Source organism: Rhodococcus aetherivorans (assembly GCF_025722975.1).
Lineage (GTDB): Bacteria > Actinomycetota > Actinomycetes > Mycobacteriales > Mycobacteriaceae > Rhodococcus > Rhodococcus aetherivorans.
In genome coordinates, this window is record NZ_CP106982.1 from 1,395,265 (window position 1) to 1,417,244 (window position 21,980).

Genomic DNA, 21,980 nt, shown 5'->3' on the forward strand with positions numbered 1-21,980 from the left:
TGTCAAGTCATCTCGTACCCCTTGTTCTCTGATTCTCTCCGTTTCCTGCCCGGATTTCTCCGAATCAGTGCCCGAAAGGATTGCAGTGACCACATCGAATTCGAAGTTCGAACTCCGCGGGATCAATCACCTCGCCCTCGTCTGCTCCGACATGAAGCGGACGATCGACTTCTACTCGGGAACCCTCGGCATGCCCCTGGTGAAGACGGTCGAGCTGCCCGGGGGACTCGGCCAGCACTTCTTCTTCGACTGCGGGGGAGGCAACACCCTCGCGTTCTTCTGGCTCGAGGACGCACCCGATGCCGCCCCCGGCGTTGCGGCGCCGAAGGGCCGCCCCGACGAGGGGGAACTCGCCAGTGCGGTCGGATCGATGAACCACGTGGCCTTCGCTGTCCCACCGGAACTGTTCGGCGAGTACCGCGCACGGCTGCAAGCGGACGGTGTCGAGGTCAGCCGCGTCCTCAACCACGACGACAGCCCGTCCGGCGTAGCCAAGGAGGTGCACGACGGCACCTTCGTCCGATCGTTCTACTTCCAGGATCCGGACGGCGTCCTCCTCGAATTTGCCTGCTGGACGCGCGAGTTCACTCCGGAAGACGTCGTGCACGAGCCGAAGACCGCGGCCGACCGCCGCACGACCGGCGCCTCCTGACCGACGGCCGAAAGGACAATCGACATGCCCCGCCTCCGTGAAGTCCCTCGTGCCGAGGTGACCGACGAAAAGATCCTCTTCTTCTACGACCGGCTGTTCGGCGCCGACAAGGACCCCGCCGTCGACCACGGCACCATTCATGCCACGCCGGGCGACTGGTGGACGGTGTTCGCACAGTCTCCGGCCGTGTTCCGGCATGCCGTACGGGGCTTCGCGTTGTACCGCAACGCAGGTCTCGACCCGCTGCTGCGCGAGCTCGGTCAGGGCAGGGCCGGGTACGCGCGCGGGAGCCAGTTCGTGTTCTCCCAGCACTGCAAGCAGATGCGTTCTCTCGGGATGTCCGAAGAGAAGATCGCTGCCCTCCCGCACTGGCAGATCAGCGACCGGTTCTCGGAGCTCGAGCGCGCCGTGCTCGCCTACACGGACGGGCTCGTCCTCGGTGGCGGCCGGGTGCCCGACGAGGTGTTCGCCCTGCTCCGGGCTCACCTGTCCGACCAGGAGATCATGGAACTCACCTACATCACGTGCATGTACGACATGCACGCTACGATCTGCCGCGCGCTGAAGCTCGAGTTCGACGACAGACCCGAACCGGTCGAGGAGGTCCGGATCCCGGACGGCGTCCATGTCTCCGACCTCTCCGCCGATCTGGCCGGCGAGTAGCGGCCGTTGCATCATGCGCGCTGCGGTTCTCTCGCGCCCTTCGTCGGACCGGTTGTGGGTTGTTCGACGGCGCAACCGGTCCGGCGGCGCCGCGCACCGCGAGGCGGTGAGCGGGTCGTCGTCGGGATCTCGGACGAACAGCATGCCGCCGTCGATGAGCACGGATTGGCCCGTCATGTAGTTCGAGTCGGGGGCCGGCCAGGTAGAAGACGAAGGCTGCCACGTCCTCACCGGTGGAGACGCGACGACCGAGGGTGATGCCCTCGGCCATGGCCTTCATCGACTCACCCTCACCGACATCGTTGATCGCGCCGAGCCCGGTGCGGCCGCTCGGGGTCTTCCGGTCCTCAGCCGTTCGCCGCATCGGCGAACCCGAGCACCACCTTCAGCACCACGTGCAGCGCGGGATTGGTGTCGTCACGCCGCCACGCCACGCGTAGGTCGACGTCGGGGGTCGACTCGTCGAGCGGAACGAAGACGACATGGGGATCGGTGACGTTGCTCGCCACGGACGCCAACGTCAGGTGGCACCCGACCTCGGCGCTGACCAGCGCCAGGGCGGTCTGCGTATCGGGGGCGACCTGGACGACGTCGGCGACGAACCCGCCCGCGTGCGCGAGCCGCCGCAACCGGTCGGGAAGCACCGCACCCTCGTGCGGCGGGAGGGAGACGAAGCTTTCCGCGGCAAGCTGGGCAATCGACAACCGGCGCGCGCCGGCCAGCGGGTGGGTGTCGGGCAGCGCGACGACGAGGGAGTCCGGCATCGCTGGCCCGGTTCGGCTTCAACGAGTTTGCCAACAAGAAGCTCGTGAGAAACCCCGGGGGAAAGAAGTAACCGGGCGCGTCGACGGCAAGACTGCCGTGCGTCCGAGGGTGCAGTGCGGTCGCTGACGAAGGTGGAGTGAGCGACCGTCACTGCCCGGGCGGCGGACCTGCCGGGCGGCCGGCGGGGCCGCCTCCCATCCCGCCCTGCGGCGGCGCATCGGACTGGACGTTCGCCGACTTCTCGGCGACACCGACCGTGATATCGACGGCGTAGCCGGTGTCGATGCTGCCGGTGACGGTCGCGAGTTCGGCGTCCCAGCCGTCGCCGAAGACGTTGTCGGAGTCGAGGCTGATCTGCGCCAGGTTGCGGGTGCTCTGCGCGTATCCGTCGGCGCCGGCGTACACCGTCTCGCACATGTCCTGGGGGAGGGCGATCTGCGAGGTCAGCCGCGCGTTGTCGCCGGCGACGGCGACCTCGAGGGAGTCGTGCACCTCGAAGTGGATGTGCGGCCAGCGCCCCGAGTAGCAGGCCGGGAAGATCGAGGTGAACGAGACGGTGCCGTCGGCGTCGGCGACCTGCACGCCGCGCAGGTAGTTCTGGTCCGTCAGTCCGTCGCTGTAGAGGGAGTACTGCCCGTCGCGGTCGCAGTGCCACAGGTAGACGGCCATGCCCTGGCCGGGGCTGCAGCCGGCGGCGAGATCCTGCAGGTGCAGGGTGATGGTGGTCGGCACGCCCTCGGCGGTACCGGTGTAGTCACCGAAGCTGGTGGTGATGTCCTTGCGGACGATTCCCGACTCGATCAGGACGTTGGGCCCGTTCGATCCGTCGCCGGGGTACGGGCCGGCCGTCTCCTGTGGTGCGGCGGCGACGCACTCGCCCGCGGCGGTCGCGGAGGTCGTCGAAGCGGCGGTGGTGGTGGCCGACGCGGATGCCGAGGTGGACGTCGACCCGCCCGTCGAGCACGCAGCGAGGGCCGCGGTGCCGGCCGCGCCGAAGACGGCCAGCATCCGCCGGCGCGACAGCATCGTCCTGATGTCGTGGGCCAGGCCCAGGTCGTGCTCGTGGAGTTCGGGGTCGGTCGGAACGCGACGCGCCCGGCGTGAACTCATTGCGGTGTCCTCTCGGCTCGGTTCGGTGGGGTTCACGCTACGAAGGGAAGCTCGGGAAACACCGGACGGATGCTGGGAACTTGCTGGCAGCCGGGCTCGGGTGGATCCGTCCTTCGGTCGTCGAGCCCGGCTCGCGCCGCGCGGGCGCGGGTAGGATACGAAAGGTCGGCGCTCCCGCTGATTCCCGATCGCCACGACATGAGGAATGCGATGTACTCGTACAAGGTTGTCGAGGTCCGCGAGAAGATGCTCGGCGGGAAGATGTCCGGTGACAAGCTCGAGGATCTGCTCAACGAGCACGCCCGGCAGGGGTGGCGCCTGAAGGCCATCACCTCCGCCGAGATCAAGGGCCGCGTCGGCCCGGGCGGGGTCGAGGGGCTGCTCGTCACCTTCGAACGCGAGGGCTGACGGGCGCGGTTGGCCCGACTCGTCCGTCGCCGCGACTCGAACAACGCGGCATCGGGGACACTGTCGTGGCCGCGCCTCCCCGCGTCCCCTGTGCCGACGACGTCCCGGCTCTCGGCTTCTTGCAGGTTTCGCCACGCGAAAGCGAGACCCCACGACCGACGGTCGTGGGATCTCGCTTTCATCGGAGCCGACGTGTGAGAGCTGCCCGGTGCAGATCTCCGATCAGTGCTGAAGCGCCAGGGGCTCCTTGACCTTCAGTGGTTCCACCCTCCCCATGACGAACAAGTAGTTTGCTGCCCCCAGCAGTGCCACTGCGCCGATCACCGCGAGCGGGGCGACGTAGGATCCGGTGCTGTCGACGAGGACGCCGATGACGAGCGGCGTGAAGATACCCGCGAGATTCGACGCGAAGTTCTGGATTCCGCCGATCGACCCGACATGCTTCGAACTGGGTGCGACGTCCGCCGGAAGCGACCAGATTCCGGTAGCGGCGACGGTCAGGCTGGAGTACGCAAGAGACAAGAGCGCCAACGCCATCCACGCCTCGGGGACGACTGCGGCGAACATGATGACCGATCCGCCGACCAGGCCTCCGGCGATCTGGGTCTTGCGAACCCGGGTGACCGAGTGTCCCCGACGTACCGCGCGGTCGGCGGCGAATCCACCGAGCCATCCGCACGCCACCGCGCACACACCCGGCAGCGCGCCGAACATTCCGAGCTTCAGGAGATCGAATCCCCTCTCGCTGACGAGGTAGCTGGGGAAGAAGGTGATGAAGAAGTAGATCGCGCTGTTCAGGCAGAAGAAGCCGAACATCATGCTCAGGATGGTGCGGTACCGGAACAGCGACCGCCAGGGTAGCTTCGCGGCGTCCGCGTCGTCACTGCCGGCACCGCGTGCGCCGCCGCTCTCGATATGCGCGAGTTCGGCGGTACCGACCCGCGGGTGATCCTGAGGGGCCCGATAGATCTTCCACCAGGCGAAGGCCCATACGACACCCAGAGCGCCGATGATGATGAAGACGCCGTGCCAGGTGGTGAAGGAGATGATGAGCGTGACGATCGGAAGGGCGATCACCGCGCCGACGCGCGAGCCGGAGTCCCAGATGCTCGTAGCGAAGGCGCGCTCGCTCTTCGGGAACCAGGTGGCGACCACCTTGGCGGACGTACTCGGTGCCGGGCTCTCACCCACTCCGAGCAGGAAACGGACCGCGAAGAGCGAACCGAATCCCCGCGCGAAGGATGTGGCCATGGTGCAGACCGACCACCAGAGGGCGGCGATGGTGAACGATCGCCGGGGGCCGACCTTGTCGACATACCAGCCGGCGGCGAGCTGGCACACATCGTAGGCCCAGAAGAAAGCCGCGAAGATCATGCCCTGCTGGGTGGCGGTGAGATGGAAATCCTCGCCCATGAACGGCAGCGCGACGCTCAGGCTCGACCGGTCGAGGTAGTTGATACTGAGGCCGACGAATGCGAGCCAGATGATGGCCCATCGCATTCGAGTCATGGTCCGAGGTGCTTTCACTTCGGAGTCACTTCCTACTGCAGTACTCATGGGGGTTCTCCCTGACATGACCATTGTTTCCTCGAATCCTCGAACATGAGGCAGGTGGGGTGAGGTCGATCGCGGCACGGGATCGTATAGGAACACCGGCGATCGTATAGGCCACATGGAATCAGGTGACTGCCGTCACTGTCAAGCGGGCCAGGGAGGGGCAACCCGGCACCTCGGAGCTTCCCGTTCCGGTCGCGAAAGGGCGCCGGCGGAATCGACGCGTCGAGGAAACGCCTCGATCGTCGGCGTCCGACCTCGTCTCCCCTGGGACGTCGCGCTAACCGACGATGTGCGCCTTCTGCGTCCGTGCGGTCTCGGAGGCATCCAGGGGTGGCATGTTGCCGTCGAAGGCCTGCGCGAATCGCGTGAAGGAGTTGCGAATGTGGTCGGCCATGGCCTGCTCGGCGGTCTGCGGCTCGCAGGCACGGATGGCATCCCAGATCTGCCGGTGTTCGGCGACGGTGACCGACCCGTCGACGTCCGCGGGATAGAGCCGGAAGATGTGCAGGTGGCAGTGGGTCTGGACGAATGCGTGCTGGACCACTGGGTTGCCGGCCGCACCGAGGATGGTGTCGTGGAAGCGGGTGTCGTGGGCGACGAGGTCCTGACGCAGGTCGCCGCCCTCTTCGACGCGGCGCTCGAAGGATTCGAGCTCCCGGTCCAGGGCCCTGCTCGGGTTCGTGAGCCGATCCACTGCCGCGGATCGTGCTGCCCAGGGCTCGACGAGCAGTCGGAACTCGAAGAGGGATCGGAGTTCGGGAAGGTCGAGCAGGGGGGTGGTGCTGTACCCGCGGCCGGGGCTGTAGACGACCAGGTTGTCCCCCTCGAGCCGCTGCAACGCTTCTCGGACCGGCGTCTGTGAGACGCCCAGGTCGCGCGCGATGGCATCGATGTTCATTCGGGTGCCCGGCGGAATCTCGCTGGCCACGATGGAGTCCCGCAGCTTCGAATAGACCTCGCCGGCAGCTACTTTCGGCTGAACTCTCGGGGCGTCGGACGTATCGCGCCGGGCCATGACCATCTCTCTCCACTTCTCGGCCCGCTGTGGCGGTGCGGCAGGTGGCGGGCGCTCGGACATGCCGACTGTATACGCCCCGGTCCTCTTCGCCGTCGACCAGCCTCGGGGCCCCTCTCGGGCCCCGGCGGGGTGACCGATCCATCTCCGGCGGCTTGACGCGGGCCACACTGCCTATATGATTGCGGCGATTCCTATACGATTCACGGAAGTGAGTGCCATGTCTCACCTCGTCTCCATCACGACCGACGATGTCCGGTTCCCGACGTCGCTGGAACTGGACGGTTCGGATGCGGTCAACGTCGACCCGGACTATTCGGCCGCCTATGTCACGATCCGCACGGATGCCGGCGACGAAGGGCACGGCTTCGTCTTCACCTGTGGTCGGGGCAACGATGTCGTCACCCATGCCATCGACACCTACGCCCAGCTGCTGATCGGCCGGAACACCGAGGAACTGATCTTCGATCTCGGCGCCGCATCCAAACGTCTCGTCCACGACTCGCAACTGCGGTGGCTGGGCCCGGAGAAGGGCGTCAGCCAGATGGCCTGCGGCGCTCTGATCAACGCGCTGTGGGATATTCGGGCCCGTCGCGAAGGCAAGCCGCTCTGGTTGCTGCTGAGCACCATGTCCCCGGAGGAGATCGTCGACGTCGTCGACTTCACGCACATCCGCGACTCCCTCGATCCGGCTCGGGCCCTCGACCTCCTCCAGCGCGGCAGCATCGGCAAGGCGGACCGCATCGCCGCACTCCAGGCCGGCGGCTACCCCGCTTACACGACGTCACCGGGGTGGCTGGGATACAGCGACGAGAAGCTCGTGCGTCTCAGCAAGGAGGCAGCCGCCGACGGCTTCTCCATGATCAAGCTCAAGGTCGGCGGGAGCGTCGAGGACGACCTTCGTCGCCTGGCCCTCGCCCGCGAGGCCGTCGGTGACCTGCCGATCGCGATCGACGCCAACCAACGGTGGGAGGTCTCCGAGGCCATCGATCGGGTGAACGAGCTCGCGCAGTTCGACCCGTACTGGATCGAGGAGCCGACCAGCACCGACGACATCCTCGGCCACGCCGACATCCGTAAGGGTGTCGCCCCGACGCGGGTCGCGACCGGCGAGGCTGTCGCGAACCGTATCGTCTTCAAGCAGCTGCTGCAGGCCCAGGCCATCGACGTGCTCCAACTGGACTCCACCCGCGTTGCCGGAGTGAACGAGAACATCGCCGTCATGTTGCTGGCCGCCCGCTTCGGGGTGCCGGTGTGCCCGCACGCCGGCGGAGTCGGGCTCTGCGAACTCGTTCAGCACTTCTCGTTCTTCGACTACGCAGCCGTCAGTGGCTCCCAGGAGGGACGCATGATCGAGTACGTCGACCACCTGCACGAGCACTTCGCGGAACCCGTCCGGATCGTCGGGGGACGTTACGCCGCGCCGGCCCTGCCGGGTATCGGCGCGGAGATGCTGGCCGCGTCGCGCGAACGCTGGGTCTTTCCCGCCGGCCCCGGCTGGCGAGAGGTGAACGGACGCGCGGCCACCACGAAGACCGGAGTGGAGGTGGCGCCGTGAACACGACCGTCGAGGAACTGAACCGGAAGGTCGAAGCGGCCCACGCGGCATTTCAGAAGGCCCGGACGGTCCCCCCGGACACCCGCGCCGGCTGGCTCGAGGCCGTCGCCGAGGGGCTGGAGGGCGACGCTCCGGCCCTGGTCGACATCGCTGCGCGGGAAACCGGTCTGGGGCTCGACCGGCTTCAGGGCGAACTACGGCGCAGTACTTTCCAGCTCCGGTTGTTCGCCGACGAGGTCCGCCGCGGCGAGCATCTCGACGCCGTCATCGACCATGCCGACGACTCGTGGGGGATGGGGCCGCGGCCGGACATCCGCCGTGTCAAAGTGCCGCTGGGCGTCGTCGGTGTCTTCGGTGCGTCGAACTTCCCCTTCGCGTTCAGCGTGATGGGTGGCGACAGCGCCTCGGCGCTGGCCGCCGGATGCGCTGTCGTCCACAAGGCCCACGACGGGCACCTCGAGCTCGCCGCACGCACCGCGGACGTCGTGGTCGCCGCACTCGAGGCCGCCGGAGCCCCTGCCGGTCTCTTCGGGCTCGTGACCGGCAGACCCGCAGCAGAGGCGCTGGTGGATCACCCGCTGGTCAAGGCTGTCGGCTTCACGGGTTCGACCGGTGGCGGCCGCGCCCTGTTCGACCGCGCGGCGGCACGCCCCGAGCCCATTCCCTTCTACGGCGAACTCGGTGGAATCAACGCGGTGTTCGTCACCGAGAACGCGTGGAACAGCCGCCGCGAAGACATTCTCACCGGCTACGCGCAGTCCTTCACTCTCGGCATGGGGCAGTTCTGCACCAAGCCGGGGCTGCTGTTCGTGCCGGCGGGTGACACCGGATCCGTTGCGGCTGTGCTGGCGCACGCCCTCGACCGCTTCGAGCCGACCGTGCTCCTCAACGATCGCCTCCACGACGGATACCGCGAGGCGGTGACGCGGGTCCGGGCCGCCGCCGGCGTCGAGGTACTCGTCGAAGGCGACTTCGCGGCGATGCCGTCGCCGATGGTGCTGCGCACCACGGCCGCGAACGTACGCGCACATCCGGAACTCCTGCGACAGGAGATGTTCGGGCCGGCGAGCCTGATCGTCGAGTACGCCGGTGAATCGGAACTGGTCGGTCTGGCACGCCTCCTGGAAGGCCAGCTCACGACGACTGTGCAGGCCGAAGCCGCCGACGACGTCACCGAACTGGCCGCCGTGCTCGTCGACATCAGCGGTCGGGTGCTCTGGAACGGCTGGCCCACAGGCGTGACCGTCAGCTACGCCCAGCACCACGGCGGACCGTACCCCGCGACGACATCGACGACCACCTCCGTGGGCACCGCCGCCATCTCCCGGTTCCTCCGACCGGTCGCGTACCAGTCCTTTCCCACATCGCGTCTGCCCGAGGCGTTGCAGGACGAGAACCCGTGGGGGATCGCACAGCGGATCGACGGCGAGTGGCACCGTCCGGCAAGGCCGGGAGCGCAGCGATGACACACGCTCACGTCCTGCCCGAGGACGCCGACCGGGCGCGATTGATCGGGCGCGTGTGGGACGTCGAGACGGGCGGCCCCCGCGTCGTCGCCGTGCGGGACGGGGGTGTCTTCGATCTCCATGCAGTCGCCGGAACCGTGTCCGAACTGCTCGAGTCGTCCACCGTCCTCGCCGACGTCGACAGCGTGACGGCGCAGTCGCCACCCCGCTGGCAGGTCTCCGATCTCATTGATGCCTCCCTCGTGCAGGATCCGGCCCGTCCGCACCTCCTGGCCCCGATCGACCTGCAGGTCGTGAAGGCCTGTGGGGTGACCTTCGTCGAGAGCATGATCGAGCGCATCATCGAAGAACGCACGGCCGGGAACCCGGATCGCGCCGCCGAGGTGCGGGCCTCGATCGGACGAACCCTCGGCGGCGGCATCGCCGCCTTGCGGCCGGGCTCACCCGAGGCCGCCGCGACCAAGCGGATCCTGCTCGACGAGGGTTTGTGGTCCCAGTATCTGGAGGTGGGGATCGGTCCCGATCCCGAGGTCTTCACGAAGGCTCCGGTGCTGTCCTCGGTCGGGGTCGGAGCGAAGATCGGCATCCCGTCGTTCTCGTCGTGGAACAATCCCGAGCCCGAACTGGTGCTGATCGTGAACTCGGTCGGCACCGTGGCCGGCGCCACGCTCGGCAACGATGTGAACCTGCGCGACGTCGAGGGCCGCAGCGCCCTGCTGCTCGGAAAGGCGAAGGACAACAACGCCTCGAGTGCGCTCGGTCCCTTCATCCGGTTGTTCGACGGGGACTTCGGTCTTGAGACGGTCCGCAACGAGGAGATCCGGCTTCGCGTGGACGGTCCCGACGGATTCAGGATGGAGGGCGTCAACAACCTCGCCCGCATCAGCCGGCCGTTCGAGGAACTGGTCGCCGCAACAATGGGCGATCACCACCAGTACCCCGACGGCTTCGCCCTCTTCACCGGAACGCTCTTCGCCCCTGTCGCCGATCGCGAGGAGCCCGGGCAGGGCTTCACCCACAAGATCGGCGATGTCGTCACCATCCGTAGCGCACATCTCGGTGCGCTGATCAACGAGGTGGGGGCCACAGAATCCCTGCCCGCATGGTCCTTCGGGCTGCGCCAGCTGTTCGACTACCTGCACACCCACCCGGCCACACCTGCGCCGGTCGCTGCCACCACCGCATAGACCGCGCGCCGGCCACGGGACCGGACCCGCCGAGCGGCGTAGTGGACCCTCCTCCTACGCCGCTCGGTGTCTCGTCGCATCACCCACTCGACGCCCGATCAGGAGCTGGTCATGACCGAATCCACCCGGCACGGCATCGCGCCGCACCACATCGTCGACCATCTCGCCGCGGCCGGTGTCGGTTGCGGAGATGCCGTTCTCGTCTGTATCGGGGACCGCCGGACCCGCGAGGCGGTCATCGACAACGCCAACTCGGCCGGGCACGCAGTCCTCGTCCCGCTCGTCGCACCCGACCGGCCCGGCATCGAAGACCTCGCAGTCGCAGTGGGCGCAGCCGCCGTCGTCACCGACAGGTCCGTGCCGCTCCCCCTCCACCCACGCGCCCTGCTCGCGTCGACCTCGCCCCCATCCGGAGCCGCCTCGCCCCCATCAGAGGACATCCACGGGTGGGGGGTGAGCATGCATCGGCGTTGGATTCTGCATCCGGTCCCGCAGTGCCGGGCTTTCGTCTGGTGCCGCATCCCGGCCGGCTGGCATGTCGACCCGAGTACCGTCGGTCGTCCCCCGCGATGGGCGCAACGGCGCTCGGCCTCCGGCTCGCCCGGCCACCCTGGAGGATCGCTGTGACTTCCGGCAACGCATCACTGCGCATGACGGTGCTCATGACCCCCGACATGGCCAACTTCTCCGGCAACGTCCACGGCGGCAGTCTCCTCGAACTTCTCGACCAGGTCGCCTACGCCTGCGCCAGCCGCTACGCCGGTACCTACGTCGTCACCCTCTCCGTCGACCGGGTTCTCTTCCGCGACGCAATTCACGTCGGAGAACTGGTCACCTTCTCGGCGTCGGTCAACTACACCGGACGGACCTCGATGGAAATCGGGATCCGGGTCGACACCGAGAACATCCGAAACGGAACACGTCGCCACACCAACAGCTCGTACTTCACCATGGTCGCCGTGGACGACACCGGCGAACCCGTTGCCGTGCCCCCCTTCACACCGAATACGGACGTCACGCGAGATCGTTACGAGGCGGCTCGGCTCCGCCGACAGGCCCAGTACGCCGCGTTCGCCTCCCCGCACTCCGTCCCCCTCGACGAGCTGTCCGAGACGACGCGCAACGGTCGACCTCCGAGGCGCACTATCCCCCTGTGAGGACAGCGGCGAACGCACGGCACGAATCGATCCGAGGTGGGCCGTGGGGGAACAGTCACGGCGGGGGCACGGGTTCGAACGCTCCGAGGTGCGCTCCGATCTGATAGCACGCCAGGACGAAGGCGGGTGCGGGAACGGACGGGGACTCGACGCGCGACCCGTAGAGAGCGACCACCAGCTCGAGTCCCGGTGAGACGAACAGCATCTGGCCGTGGATTCCGGTGGCCGTGTAGGAGCCGAACGGGTCGTCGAGCACCCACCAGTAGTCGCGGTACGACAGCGTCGACCGTGAGTCCGGTGACGCATTCGGTGGCCGCACACGCGCGCCGGGACCGGTGGGTACGCGGGCCCCGAGGCCTGTGACCACCGCGGCCGGCAGCGCCTGCCGGCCACCCAGCGCACCGCCGCAACGCAGCACCTCGCCGAGCCGGGCGACGTCGCGCAACGTGGCGCAGAACCCGCCGCTCGCCATCTCGGTGCCGTCGGAATCGAGGACGAAGTAGCCGTCCTCCTCGGCGCCGATGCGGGACCACACCAGCTCGCCGACGAGGTCGGCGAGCGTGGTTCCGGTGGCCCGGCGGAGCACCTCCGCGACCATTTCGACATTCCCGTTCTCGTAACGGAATTCCGCGCCGGCCGGACCGGTCGTCCGGGCCGTCGCCAGGTGCTCGCGGATCGAGCCCGGCCCCGTGTATCCGAAGGGGCGCGCGGACGGGCTCACCGCGGCGAGCAGGCGCTGCGCCTCGGCGCGACGGTGGTAGATCCGGCCGCTGTACGACACCCGGGTGCTCATGTGCAGCAGGTCGTCGACGCGTGCGTCACCGAACGCGGTGCCTGCCGCTTCGGGTACGTAGCGCGAGGCCGGGTGCCGCCGATCGACGACGCCGTCGTGCACGAGAATCGCGGCTGCCAGGCCGACGACGGACTTCGTCATCGAGGTGGTCAGGTGCGGATCGTGTGCCGCGAAGCCCGGCCGGTGGTACTCGTGGACGACGTGGCCCCGATGCACCACCGCGATGCCGTCGGTGTCGGACGTCTCCAGCATCCGCTTGAAGGTCTCCGGCCGTCCTCGGAGCCGTTCGATGGGAAGCCCGGACAGGTCGGTCGGTGCGGCGGGCAACTCCCACACGCCGCCGCGGCCGCGCCACACGCGCCGGGTGGGCATCGTCTCGCGGCGAGACGTCAGGTACCGGCGCACGTCGGCGGGATCGGTCAGGCCACGAGCCCACGTGAGATCCGGACCGGTGCGCATCGACGGGGCCGTTTCCATTCCGCGGTGCGCGGTCACACCGCACCGGCCGTGGCGTCGTCCGCGGTGCCGGTCGTCCCGACCCGGGTCAGACGACGCGCATCGTGGGCGGGACGGATGGCTGCGATGGCATACACGCCGCACGCGATCATGACGACGGCGGCGAGGGTGAACGCGGTGCCGTATCCGGCCACGACCGTGGCGCCGCCGTCGACTATCCGGCCGGTCAGGTACGGGGCGACGAGCCCGGGCAGGGTGCCGGTGGCGGCGAGGATGCCGAAGACGGCGCCGCGCTTGGCCGGCGGCACGACCGCAGCCGCCGTCATGTAGTGGAGCGGGAACGCGACGGCCGAGCCGCTGAACGCGATCACGATGAGCACGAGGCGGATTGCGGACGCGTCCGCGAGCGGGACGAGCACCATCGCGAGGCCCGCGATCGTCACGGCGACGCCCTGCAAGGCCCCGTGCGCCCAGCGCACCGACAGTCCCCTGCGCAGAAGCAGGTCGGACAGCGGGGAGATGGTGAGCAGCAGGACGAGGCTCGTGCCGGAGATCGCGCTGATCACGCCGGCGACGTCCGCAGGACCGAATTGCATTGTGGTGTGCAGGTATTCGGGGAGCCATGCCGAGTTGACCGCCATCGCCCAGTGGCCACCGAATGCGCTCGCCGCGCTGCCGAGGAACGTGCCGCTCACCAGGATCTTCCAGATCTTCGGATTGCCGGCCGCGCCCGACGGGCCGGCCGCGGCGCCGTGCCCGTGCCGGGTGTCGCGGTCGAACGGTCCGTCCTTGCCGATCGCGAGCCAGGCGATGCCCCACAGCCCGCTCACGACGGCCAGTGCGATGAACGCGGCCCGCCATCCGTGATCGCTGATGAGCCACGTCAGGACGGGGGCGGCGATGAGGACTCCCAGGGCGGCACCGCTGATCTGCAGGGCCGACGGCAACCCGCGCTTGTGCGCCGGGAACCACTTGTACAGGGCGTGCATCGACATCGGCGTGGCCGGGCCCTCGGCGGCGCCGAGGAGCACGCGTCCCGCCACCAGGGCCGGGACCGTGGCGACCAGCAGCACCGGAATCTGCGCGACCGTCCACATCATGGCCATCGAGAACAGCAGGAGCCGGCTGGAGACCCGGGCGGAGACGAAGCCGACGACGATGCCCGCGATGCTGTAGAGCAGGTAGAACGAGCTGGCGATCAGTCCGAACATGCTGCGGTCGATCCGGAACTCGTTCATGATCGGTACCGCCGCGAGACCGAGCACGGCCTTGTCGCCGAAGTTGATGATCATGAAGAAGACGATCATCACGAGGACGGCGAGGGCACGTCGACGGCTGTACCCGGGTGGGTTCACCTCCGGCGCCGTGGTCGCCGGGCTGGGGGTTCGAATTGTCGCCATGCATCCTCCTCGGCTCGTCCCGATCCTCGATCGGTGGCCACGTCGTCTGGGAATCCGATCGGCACCGGGCCCGCGTTCGTCGTCGGTGGCCCGACGGAAGGGCGGCGCATTCCGGTCGATCGTCACGAGAAGTCGAAGTCGTACACCGTCCCGTGTTGCACTCAGCCTACTGTGACGGATGCCATAACGCAAGGGCTGTGTCAGTGAAATATGTTAGAGGACAACATAATTCACCTGCGGTGTAGCTCGCGGGGTGACGATCGGAAATGCCGGGTCGAACCCGCCGCGCAGGTCGAACGGCACCCGCCACGCGGCGGCGTCACCCGAGATCGTGACGTGCCCGGCGGCCTCGGCGTCGGCCGCGGTGAGTGCCCCGAGCACCAGTCGCGCCAGCACCGGCCGCGACAGTGGCATCCACGTCGCCGCGCTGCGGACGACGGCTGTGGACGAGCACACCGTGGCGGACCAGGACGAAGATCCGCCCGTCGCCGTCCACATCGAGCGCCACGTGGGCGTCGCATTCGGCGGCCGCGGCTCCGTCGAGCCGGACGGCCAGGTGATCGAGCAGCATCTCGGTGGTCATCGCCGTGAGCATGTCGCCCCGCGCCCCACCGCCCCCGGCGTAGGCGACGCCCGAGCGCAGTTCCTGTGCACCCGTCAGGTAGAAGTTCCGCCACGAGGCAGCCTCCGCCTGATATCCGAGCTGCTCGAAGGCGTCGGCCTGCAGGGCCCGCGCGTCCTCGTTCCCCGGGTCGGTGAAGACGACCCGGCCGACCACCTCGGCGACCCACCGGTAGTCGCCGGCGTCGAACGAGGCCCGTGCCTTGCGGAGGACCTCGTCCGCACCGCCCATGAACTCGACGTACCGCGCCGCCGCCGCGGCGGGCGGGTGGGGGTGCAGGTTCGCCGGGTTGGCGTCGAACCAGCCCAGATACTTCTGGTAGACCGCCTTGACGTTGTGTTCGAGGGTTCCGTAGTAGCCGCGGTTGGACCAGTAGGTCGCCAGGGCGGGCGGAAGCTCGAGTCTCTCCGCGATCTCGGCCGCGTTCAGCCCGCGCGCCGCCCACCGCAGCGTCTCGTCGTGGATGAAGCGGTACAGGTCGCGCTGCTTCTCCATGAATTCGCGGATCGCCTCGCGCCCCCATACCGGCCAGTGATGGCTGATGAACAGCACATCGGCCCGGTCGCCGAAGAGGTCGAGGGCGTCCCGGATGTAGTTGCTCCACGCTGCGGCGTCGCGCACCTGAGCGCCGCGCAGGGTGTAGAGGTTGTGCATGTTGTGCGAGACGTTCTCGGCCATGCACAACGCCCGCAGGTCCGGAAGGAAGAAGTTCATCTCCGCCGGAGCCTCGCTGTCCGGGGTGTACTGGAAGACGATCCGCACCCCGTCGAGCACCATCTCGGTACCGGTCTCGGCGACCAGGTCGGTGGGAGCGAGCAGCGTCGGTGCACCGTTGGCGAGTGCGGCTCCGAGCCCGACCGAGACGACACCCCGGTCGTCCGCCGGCAGGAGCGAGCCGTACATGTACTGTGCGCGCCGCTTCATCGCGTTGCCGGCCTGGACGTTCTCGCTGACGGTGTGTTCCATGAAGCCCGACGGCGCGACGATCCGCACCGCACCGCGCGCCACCTCGTCGCCGGACACGACGCCCTTGACCCCACCGAAATGGTCGGTGTGGCTGTGGGTGTAGACGATCGCGCGGATCGGCTTGTCCCCGAGGTGTTCTCGTACGAGTCGCATGCCGGCGGCGGCGGTCTCCGGGGTGAGCAGCGGATCGATCACCAGGTATCCGGTGTCTCCCTCGACGATCGTCATGTTCGCGATGTCGAAACCCCGGATCTGGTGGATGCGATCGGTGACCCGGAACAGGCCGTGCCGCACGGTGAGTTGCGCCTGCCGCCACAGGCTGGGGTTGACGGTGTCGGGGCAGTCGCCGCCGAGGAAGTCGTACCGGGTCAGATCCCACACCACCCGGCCGTTCTCGGCGCGGATCACCGGCGGGTCGATCGTGGCGACGAATCCGCGGCGGGCGTCGTCGAAGGAACGCCGGTCGGCGAAGTCCAGTGTGCTCAGCACGGCCCGGTTGGCCGCCGCGGTGGCGGGGGTGGCCGCCTTCGGCCTCGACAGTGGGCTGGTCATGCCGCTTCCTTTCCGCGCGCCGGCTGTGCGAGCAACTGCTTGGCGATCCCGTTCTTCTGGATCTCGGACGACCCGGTGAGGACGCGGAACATGCGCAGCCGCCGGAACAGCCATTCGACCTCGGCGCCGCGGACCATGCCCGCCTTGCCGTGGATCTGCACGGCCTCGTCGGCGATGCGGAAGGCGTGCTCGGCGACGAACAGCTTGCACATGAACGCCTCGACGCGCGGCGGTGTGCCGGCGTCGAGCGCGGCGAGGGCGTCGTAGGTCATGCTCCGGGCCGCGTAGTAGTCGGTGGCCATGTCGGCGATCTTGTGCTGGATCGACTGCAACGCCGCCAGGGGTGCGCCCTGCACGTGCCGCGTCTTCGCGAAGTCGACGGTCAGGTGCAGCGCGCGTCGCGCGCTGCCCAGCACCGTCGGGCAGTGCAGCAACCGGTTGACGGTCACGCGCCCCAGCCCGATTCGCAGACCGTCGCCGACGGAGCCGAGCAGCTGCTCGGGCCCGACGTAGCAGTCGTCGAGGATGATGTCGCTCTCCACGTGCTGGCCGGACATCGGCAGGTCACCGTCGACGACGGTGCAGCCGGGGGAGTCGAGATCGACGAGGAAGGCCGAATAGACCTCCGGGTCGGTGTCACCGGCGGGGGCCATTCGCGCGACGAGCACGGAGAAGTCGGCGAACGGGCCGGCCGAGGAGAACACCTTGCGGCCGGTCAGCCGCCAGCCGTCCCCGTCGGGGGTGGCGATGGTGCGCATCCGCCGTACGTCGGATCCCGCGTCCTCCTCGGTGAGCGAGAAGCAGCACGCCCGCTCGCCGCGCAGCACCGGCATCAGGTACTTCTCGAGCTGGTGGTCCGTGGCCACGCCGAAGATCGACCCGACGCGGAGCGGCCCGCCCATGTCACCGAGGACCGAGTGGGCGAGGATCCGGCCGCTGGCCCCCACCTCCTCCTTGAGGACGGCGAGTTCGGTGTAGGACAGGCCCTGACCGCCGAGGGCCGGCGGCAGATGGATTCCGTAGAACCCGAGTTCACGGCTGCGCCGCCACACCGGTTCGAGTTGCTCTCGGGTATAGCGGGTTTCCGGTCCCAGGCCGAGTCGTTGTTCGTACTCGGCGAGTTCGCCGTCGAGGTAGTCCCGCAGGCGCGGAACCAGCGTCGCGAGCCGCGGGTGGTCGTCGTAGGACGGGGTGAGGGTGAACGACATGGGGGTCCTTGTCAGTGAACGCGGCGCTCGGCGCCGGACCAGTAGGAGTCGCGCACGGCGCGGCGGTCGACCTTGCCGTTGCGGTTGATCGGAAGGGACTCGACGAAGTCCACCGAGCGCGGCTTCTTCATCCCGGCGAGCCGCTGGGCGCAGTGGTCGATCAGTGCGGCTTCCGTCGGCCCGGTGCCGGGGCGCGGCACGACGACGGCCTTCACGGCCTCGCCCCACCGCTCGTCGGGGACGCCGACGACGCAGACCTCGGACACGTCGGGGTGCTCGTACAGGGCAGCCTCGACCTCACTGCAGTAGATGTTGAACCCGCCGGAGATGATCATGTCCTTCTTGCGGTCGACGATGAACAGATACCCGTCCTCCCGCAGGCGCCCGATGTCGCCCGTGTGGACCCACCCGTCGCGGAAGGTCTCCGCCGACAATTCCGGTTCGTGCCAGTACTCGCGCACGCAGTCCGGCCCGCGCACGACGATCTCGCCGAGTTCGCCTGCCGGCACGGGCCGGCCTTCGTCGTCGACCACCCGGACTTCGGTGTCGAACACCGCGCGTCCGCACGACAGCAGGAGCTCGGGGTCGGAGTCGATTCCTCGCTCCACGTCATCCGGAGTGAGAACTGTTACCCCACTGGTGGTTTCAGCCTGTCCGTAACCCTGGGCGACGACCGGTCCGAACAGGTCGACGGCGTCACGCAGGCGTTGCGGGGAGACGGGCGCGCCACCGATCCGCACGCATCTGAGGCTCGAGTAGTCGGTGGTGGTGGCCTCCGGGTGGTCGAGCACCAGGTTGAGCATGGTGGGCACCATGAACGTCGAGGTGATGCGCTCGGACTCGAGGGTGCGCAGGAACAGCCCGGTGTCCCAGTGCGGCAGGATCGCGACGGTCGATCCGCGGGAGAGGGAGGCGAGCAGGCCCATGCCCGAGGCGTGGGTGATCGGGCCGGGTGCGAGGTAGCGCTCGCCGACACCGAGCGAGCTGTCCGGAGTCATCAGGCGCTTGCGCATGTTGGCCAGGCGGTTGCCGTGAGTCTGCACCGCGGCCTTGAGTTTTCCGGTCGAGCCGGAGGTGAAGTTCAGGACCGCGGGAACCTCGGGGTCGACCTCGATCGCCACCGGGCGATCGTCGCCCTCGGCCAGCAGGTCGCTGTAGCGCACCGCGCCGTCGCAGCTGTCGTCGTAGTCGACGACCGTGCAGTCCGCCCCCGTGTCGGCGACGATCTTCAGCGCGGCCTCGGCGTGCTCGGCGTCGACGAACAGCATGCGCACGGCCGCGTCCCGTAGGACGTGGGCGACCTCGGCGGCGCCGAGTCGCGCGTTGATCGGCACGCGGAGCAGTCCGGCCTTGCACAGGGCCATCTCGGTCTCCACCAGCTGCGGGCGGTTACCGGCGAAGGTGGCGACCGCCTGCGCCGGTTCGAGTCCGCGCCCGAGCAGTGCCGAGGCGAGCCGGTTGGTGGAGCCCTCCAGGCGGCGGTACGTCCAGCGCTCGTCGCCGCACACCACGGCTTCGTGGTCGGGCCAGTACGTACTGCTGCGGCTCAGATAGATGCCGAGGTTCATTTCCGCTCCTTCGCGGACAGAGTGACTGTTATTGGACACGATGTATTGAACTGGTGTCCGTGTCAAGACTTGCGCTAGCATGGGCGTCCTGGTACCGGGAAGGGAGCCGGCAATGGCCACGGAAGACCGCCGGGTGCGTCGCACCAAGCGACTGCTGCGCGATGCGCTCGTGACGCTCGTGCTCGAGCGCGGCTACGGCGCCGTCACCGTCGAGGACATCGCCGAACGGGCCGACCTCAGCCGCGCCACCTTCTACGGGCACTACACCGACAAGGACGACCTGTTCGGGCGGATCGTCGCGGATCTGATCGCGGAGTTGAACGAGCGCCTGCGCCCGCTCGTCACGGACTCGTCGGCCGGGTTCACCGGCAAGCCGGTCCTGGAGATGTTCCGCCACGCCGCCGAGGAACGCGACGTGTACCGGGTGATCCTGCGCGGGGAGGGCGACGGCCGTGCGCTGCGGGAGTTCATGGACGACCGCAGCGAGGTCGTCGCCCGGATCTTCCGCAAGCGCGCGGACGCCCACGGGGTGACCCCGCGCATCGACGTCGACGTTCTCGCCCGGGCCTGGGTCGGCGAGCAGATCTCCGTGCTGCGCTGGTGGATCGAGTCGGACCCGCCCGTGCTTCCCCTCGAGGACGTCACGGAAATGCTGCTGGAACTGTCCCTGCGCGGCCGGTACTGGGCGAACGGCTTCGACGGACCGCCGCCCGGGGCCGGGTCCTGACGGTCGCCGATCAGCGCGGCGCGGCGGGCGACAGGCCGGCGAGTACGTACCGCCGCACGTAGCGCAGCACGGCGGCGGCGTCGTCGGGGTCGAGGGTGTTGCCAGGCACGGTGGCGAGGCTGATGAGCGAGCGCGCCACCCACTCGGCGGCCTCGACGGGATCGGCGTCGTCACGGACCTCCCCGCGTTCGATCGCCGCGACGACGAACTCGAGCCAGAACGCCGCGAGATCGGGAACCAGTTCGCGCACCCCCGCGCCGGCGCACGCCTCGAACTCCTCCGGCTCGGTGGCGCGCAGCCGGAGCGGCAGCGCGCCCGGGTCGTCGTAGGTGGCCCGGCCGATCCGGACGCCGGCCGCGAGCTGTTCGTCGAAGGAGCCGTACCCGGCGAGCGCCGCTCGGGCGTCGGCCCAGTACGCCTCGTCGAGCCGGACGATCACGCTGCCGACCAGGCTCGCCTTGTCCGGGAAGTGCCGGTACAGCCAGGCCCGGGACACGCCGGCCGCCTCGGCCACCTCGGCCATCGTGGTCGCCCGGATTCCCTTGGCGCGCAGCGAGTCCTCCGTCGCGGCGAGCAGTCGCTCGCGGACGCTTCCGGGTTTCGTCTCGATGGGCACGCGCTGTTCCTCTCGGCCGGCGGACCGCGCGGCCCGCGAGCCGACCCTACGCGCAGTAGACACTTTCCGGAATGTGTGTACACCCGCCGTGAACATGTTCTACATTGTGGTCGTCGTCACCGGACGCGCTCGCGCCGGAGATCGGACCGGCTCACCGGATGGCCGGAACCTGCACATGAGGAGCTGCGACATGCCGGCACCGACCACCGCCGTCATCGGCGCGGGAATCAGCGGTCTGACCGCGGGCAAGATGCTCGGGGACTACGGAGTGCCCTACACGTGCTTCGAGTCGTCGGACCGGATCGGCGGCAACTGGGCGTTCGGCAATCCCAACGGGCACAGCAGCGCCTACCGCTCGCTGCACATCGACACGTCCAAGCATCAGCTCTCGTTCAAGGACTTCCCGATGCCGGAGTCCTTCCCCGACTTCCCACATCACACCCAGATCAAGCAGTACCTCGACGGATACGCCGCGGCGTTCGACCTCGAGTCGCGGATCGAGTTCCGCAACGGTGTCGTGCATGCCCGCCGGAACGCGGACGGCCGGTGGGAACTCGACACCGAGGACGGGCGTACCCGGTACTTCGACTTCCTCGTCGTGGCGAACGGTCACCACTGGGATCCACGGATCCCGGACTTTCCGGGCGAGTTCACCGGCATGTCCCTCCACTCGCACCAGTACGTCGATCCGCGCACGCCGATCGACTTCTCGGACAAGCGCATTCTCGTCGTCGGGATCGGCAACAGTGCCGCCGACATCGCGGTGGAGCTGTCGTCGAAGGCGCTCGGCAACGAGGTCACCCTGTCCACCCGCTCGAGCGCCTGGATCGTGCCGAAGTACATCGCGGGCCGTCCGGCCGACAAGTACTACCGGACCAGCCCCCACCTTCCGCTCTCCTGGCAGCGCAAGCTCGCCCAGCTCGGGCAGCCCGTCATCGCCGGGCGTCCCGAGCGGTACGGCCTGCCCACGCCCAACCACAAGTTCTTCGAGGCCCACCCCACCCAATCGGTGGAACTGCCGCTGCGCCTCGGTTCCGGCGACGTCGTCGCCAAGCCGAACATCCGCCTACTCGACGGCGCGACCGTGCACTTCGAGGACGGCACCTCGTCGGACTTCGACGTCGTCGTCTACGCCACCGGCTACAACATCACCTTCCCGTTCTTCGACGAGGACTTCGTCAGCGCGCCCGGTAACCACATCCCGCTCTACAAGCGGATCTTCAAGCCTGGCATCGACAACCTCGCCTTCGTCGGGTTCGCACAGGTCACGCCTACCCTGTTCCCGTTCGTCGAATGCCAGGCCCGGCTCGTCGCGGCCCACGTGATCGGCCGGTACCGGCTGCCGTCGGTGGACGAGATGGAGCGGGTGATCGAAGCAGATCAGCGCAAGTACACCGGGCACATGCTCGACCGGCCCCGGCACACCCAGCAGGTCGACTACTTCCTCTACGAACACGACCTGCGGGTACACGAACTACCCGCCGGCAGGAAACGGGTGCTTGCGCACCGGTAGTCGCGTCCACCCGACCGGCCT

19 protein-coding genes and 1 pseudogene are annotated in these 21,980 nt (G+C 68.6%); 10 read left to right on the top strand and 10 right to left on the bottom strand.

Features of this window, described 5'->3' with window-relative positions; translation table 11 throughout:
• The first annotated feature begins 85 nt into the window (after positions 1-85).
• Both OCS65_RS06555 and OCS65_RS06560 read left to right on the top strand, forming a co-directional pair.
• On the top strand, positions 86-652 hold the full coding sequence (locus tag OCS65_RS06555; protein WP_006935222.1) for a VOC family protein: 567 nt from the start codon (positions 86-88) through the stop codon (positions 650-652).
• Between the two features lie 24 nt (positions 653-676).
• On the top strand, positions 677-1,315 hold the full coding sequence (locus OCS65_RS06560) for a carboxymuconolactone decarboxylase family protein (RefSeq protein ID WP_006935223.1): 639 nt from the start codon (positions 677-679) through the stop codon (positions 1,313-1,315).
• 347 nt (positions 1,316-1,662) lie between these two features.
• Here OCS65_RS06560 and OCS65_RS06565 read toward each other — a convergent pair whose 3' ends face one another.
• Together OCS65_RS06565 and OCS65_RS06570 are read right to left on the bottom strand one after the other, a co-directional pair.
• Positions 1,663-2,079, bottom strand: a complete 417-nt coding sequence (locus tag OCS65_RS06565; RefSeq protein ID WP_006935224.1) for a LysR family substrate-binding domain-containing protein — start codon at positions 2,077-2,079, stop codon at positions 1,663-1,665.
• 148 nt (positions 2,080-2,227) lie between these two features.
• A complete protein-coding gene (locus tag OCS65_RS06570) occupies positions 2,228-3,190 on the bottom strand; it encodes an intradiol ring-cleavage dioxygenase (RefSeq protein ID WP_043798503.1) in 963 nt (320 codons plus the stop codon).
• Between the two features lie 210 nt (positions 3,191-3,400).
• On the opposite strand from OCS65_RS06570, the gene OCS65_RS06575 reads away from it, so the two are divergent.
• A complete protein-coding gene (locus OCS65_RS06575) occupies positions 3,401-3,598 on the top strand; it encodes a DUF4177 domain-containing protein (protein ID WP_006935226.1) in 198 nt (65 codons plus the stop codon).
• Positions 3,599-3,820: 222 nt separating this feature from the next.
• Here the strand turns inward: OCS65_RS06575 and OCS65_RS06580 are convergent, their stop codons facing one another.
• Complete coding sequence (locus OCS65_RS06580; RefSeq protein ID WP_231385950.1) at positions 3,821-5,233, bottom strand: MFS transporter; 1,413 nt, start codon at positions 5,231-5,233, stop codon at positions 3,821-3,823.
• Between the two features lie 199 nt (positions 5,234-5,432).
• A complete protein-coding gene (locus OCS65_RS06585) occupies positions 5,433-6,233 on the bottom strand; it encodes a GntR family transcriptional regulator (protein WP_231385949.1) in 801 nt (266 codons plus the stop codon).
• A gap of 157 nt (positions 6,234-6,390) precedes the next feature.
• Here OCS65_RS06585 and OCS65_RS06590 point away from each other — a divergent pair, with 157 nt between their 5' ends.
• The 5 genes from OCS65_RS06590 to OCS65_RS06610 all read left to right on the top strand — a co-directional run bounded on the left by OCS65_RS06590 (position 6,391) and on the right by OCS65_RS06610 (position 11,538).
• Entirely contained in the window at positions 6,391-7,728 is a 1,338-nt protein-coding gene (locus OCS65_RS06590; RefSeq protein WP_043798501.1) for an enolase C-terminal domain-like protein, read from the top strand.
• A complete protein-coding gene (locus OCS65_RS06595; RefSeq protein WP_043798490.1) occupies positions 7,725-9,194 on the top strand; it encodes an aldehyde dehydrogenase (NADP(+)) in 1,470 nt (489 codons plus the stop codon). The genes OCS65_RS06590 and OCS65_RS06595 overlap by 4 nt, the downstream gene beginning before the upstream one ends.
• Positions 9,191-10,381, top strand: a complete 1,191-nt coding sequence (locus OCS65_RS06600; protein ID WP_043798719.1) for a fumarylacetoacetate hydrolase family protein — start codon at positions 9,191-9,193, stop codon at positions 10,379-10,381. Before OCS65_RS06595 ends, OCS65_RS06600 begins: the two co-directional genes overlap by 4 nt.
• Before the next feature lie 111 nt (positions 10,382-10,492).
• A complete protein-coding gene (locus OCS65_RS06605) occupies positions 10,493-11,008 on the top strand; it encodes a hypothetical protein (protein WP_043798488.1) in 516 nt (171 codons plus the stop codon).
• Between the two features lie 23 nt (positions 11,009-11,031).
• Positions 11,032-11,538: an acyl-CoA thioesterase gene (locus tag OCS65_RS06610; protein WP_051446021.1), complete on the top strand. Its 507-nt coding sequence runs from the start codon at positions 11,032-11,034 to the stop codon at positions 11,536-11,538.
• Between the two features lie 55 nt (positions 11,539-11,593).
• Here the strand turns inward: OCS65_RS06610 and OCS65_RS06615 are convergent, their stop codons facing one another.
• The 5 genes and pseudogenes from OCS65_RS06615 to OCS65_RS06640 form a co-directional block, all read right to left on the bottom strand.
• Positions 11,594-12,790: a serine hydrolase domain-containing protein gene (locus OCS65_RS06615; RefSeq protein ID WP_043798717.1), complete on the bottom strand. Its 1,197-nt coding sequence runs from the start codon at positions 12,788-12,790 to the stop codon at positions 11,594-11,596.
• 32 nt (positions 12,791-12,822) lie between these two features.
• Entirely contained in the window at positions 12,823-14,187 is a 1,365-nt protein-coding gene (locus OCS65_RS06620; RefSeq protein WP_029545849.1) for an MFS transporter, read from the bottom strand.
• A gap of 213 nt (positions 14,188-14,400) precedes the next feature.
• A pseudogene (locus OCS65_RS06630) lies at positions 14,401-16,441 on the bottom strand (alkyl/aryl-sulfatase).
• Positions 16,324-17,535 (bottom strand): acyl-CoA dehydrogenase family protein, encoded by a 1,212-nt coding sequence (locus OCS65_RS06635; RefSeq protein WP_006935246.1) that lies wholly within the window; start codon positions 17,533-17,535, stop codon positions 16,324-16,326. The pseudogene OCS65_RS06630 and the gene OCS65_RS06635 overlap by 118 nt, the downstream one beginning before the upstream one ends.
• Positions 17,536-17,546: 11 nt before the next feature.
• Positions 17,547-19,103, bottom strand: coding sequence for an acyl-CoA synthetase (locus OCS65_RS06640; RefSeq protein WP_043798478.1), 1,557 nt, complete (start codon positions 19,101-19,103; stop codon positions 17,547-17,549).
• Positions 19,104-19,215: 112 nt separating this feature from the next.
• Here OCS65_RS06640 and OCS65_RS06645 point away from each other — a divergent pair, with 112 nt between their 5' ends.
• Positions 19,216-19,830, top strand: coding sequence for a TetR/AcrR family transcriptional regulator (locus tag OCS65_RS06645; RefSeq protein WP_029545845.1), 615 nt, complete (start codon positions 19,216-19,218; stop codon positions 19,828-19,830).
• 10 nt (positions 19,831-19,840) lie between these two features.
• Here OCS65_RS06645 and OCS65_RS06650 read toward each other — a convergent pair whose 3' ends face one another.
• Positions 19,841-20,446, bottom strand: coding sequence for a TetR/AcrR family transcriptional regulator (locus OCS65_RS06650; RefSeq protein ID WP_006935252.1), 606 nt, complete (start codon positions 20,444-20,446; stop codon positions 19,841-19,843).
• Positions 20,447-20,636: 190 nt separating this feature from the next.
• Between OCS65_RS06650 and OCS65_RS06655 the strand changes: the two genes are divergently transcribed.
• Entirely contained in the window at positions 20,637-21,959 is a 1,323-nt protein-coding gene (locus OCS65_RS06655; RefSeq protein WP_029545842.1) for a flavin-containing monooxygenase, read from the top strand.
• The last annotated feature ends 21 nt before the right edge of the window (positions 21,960-21,980 follow it).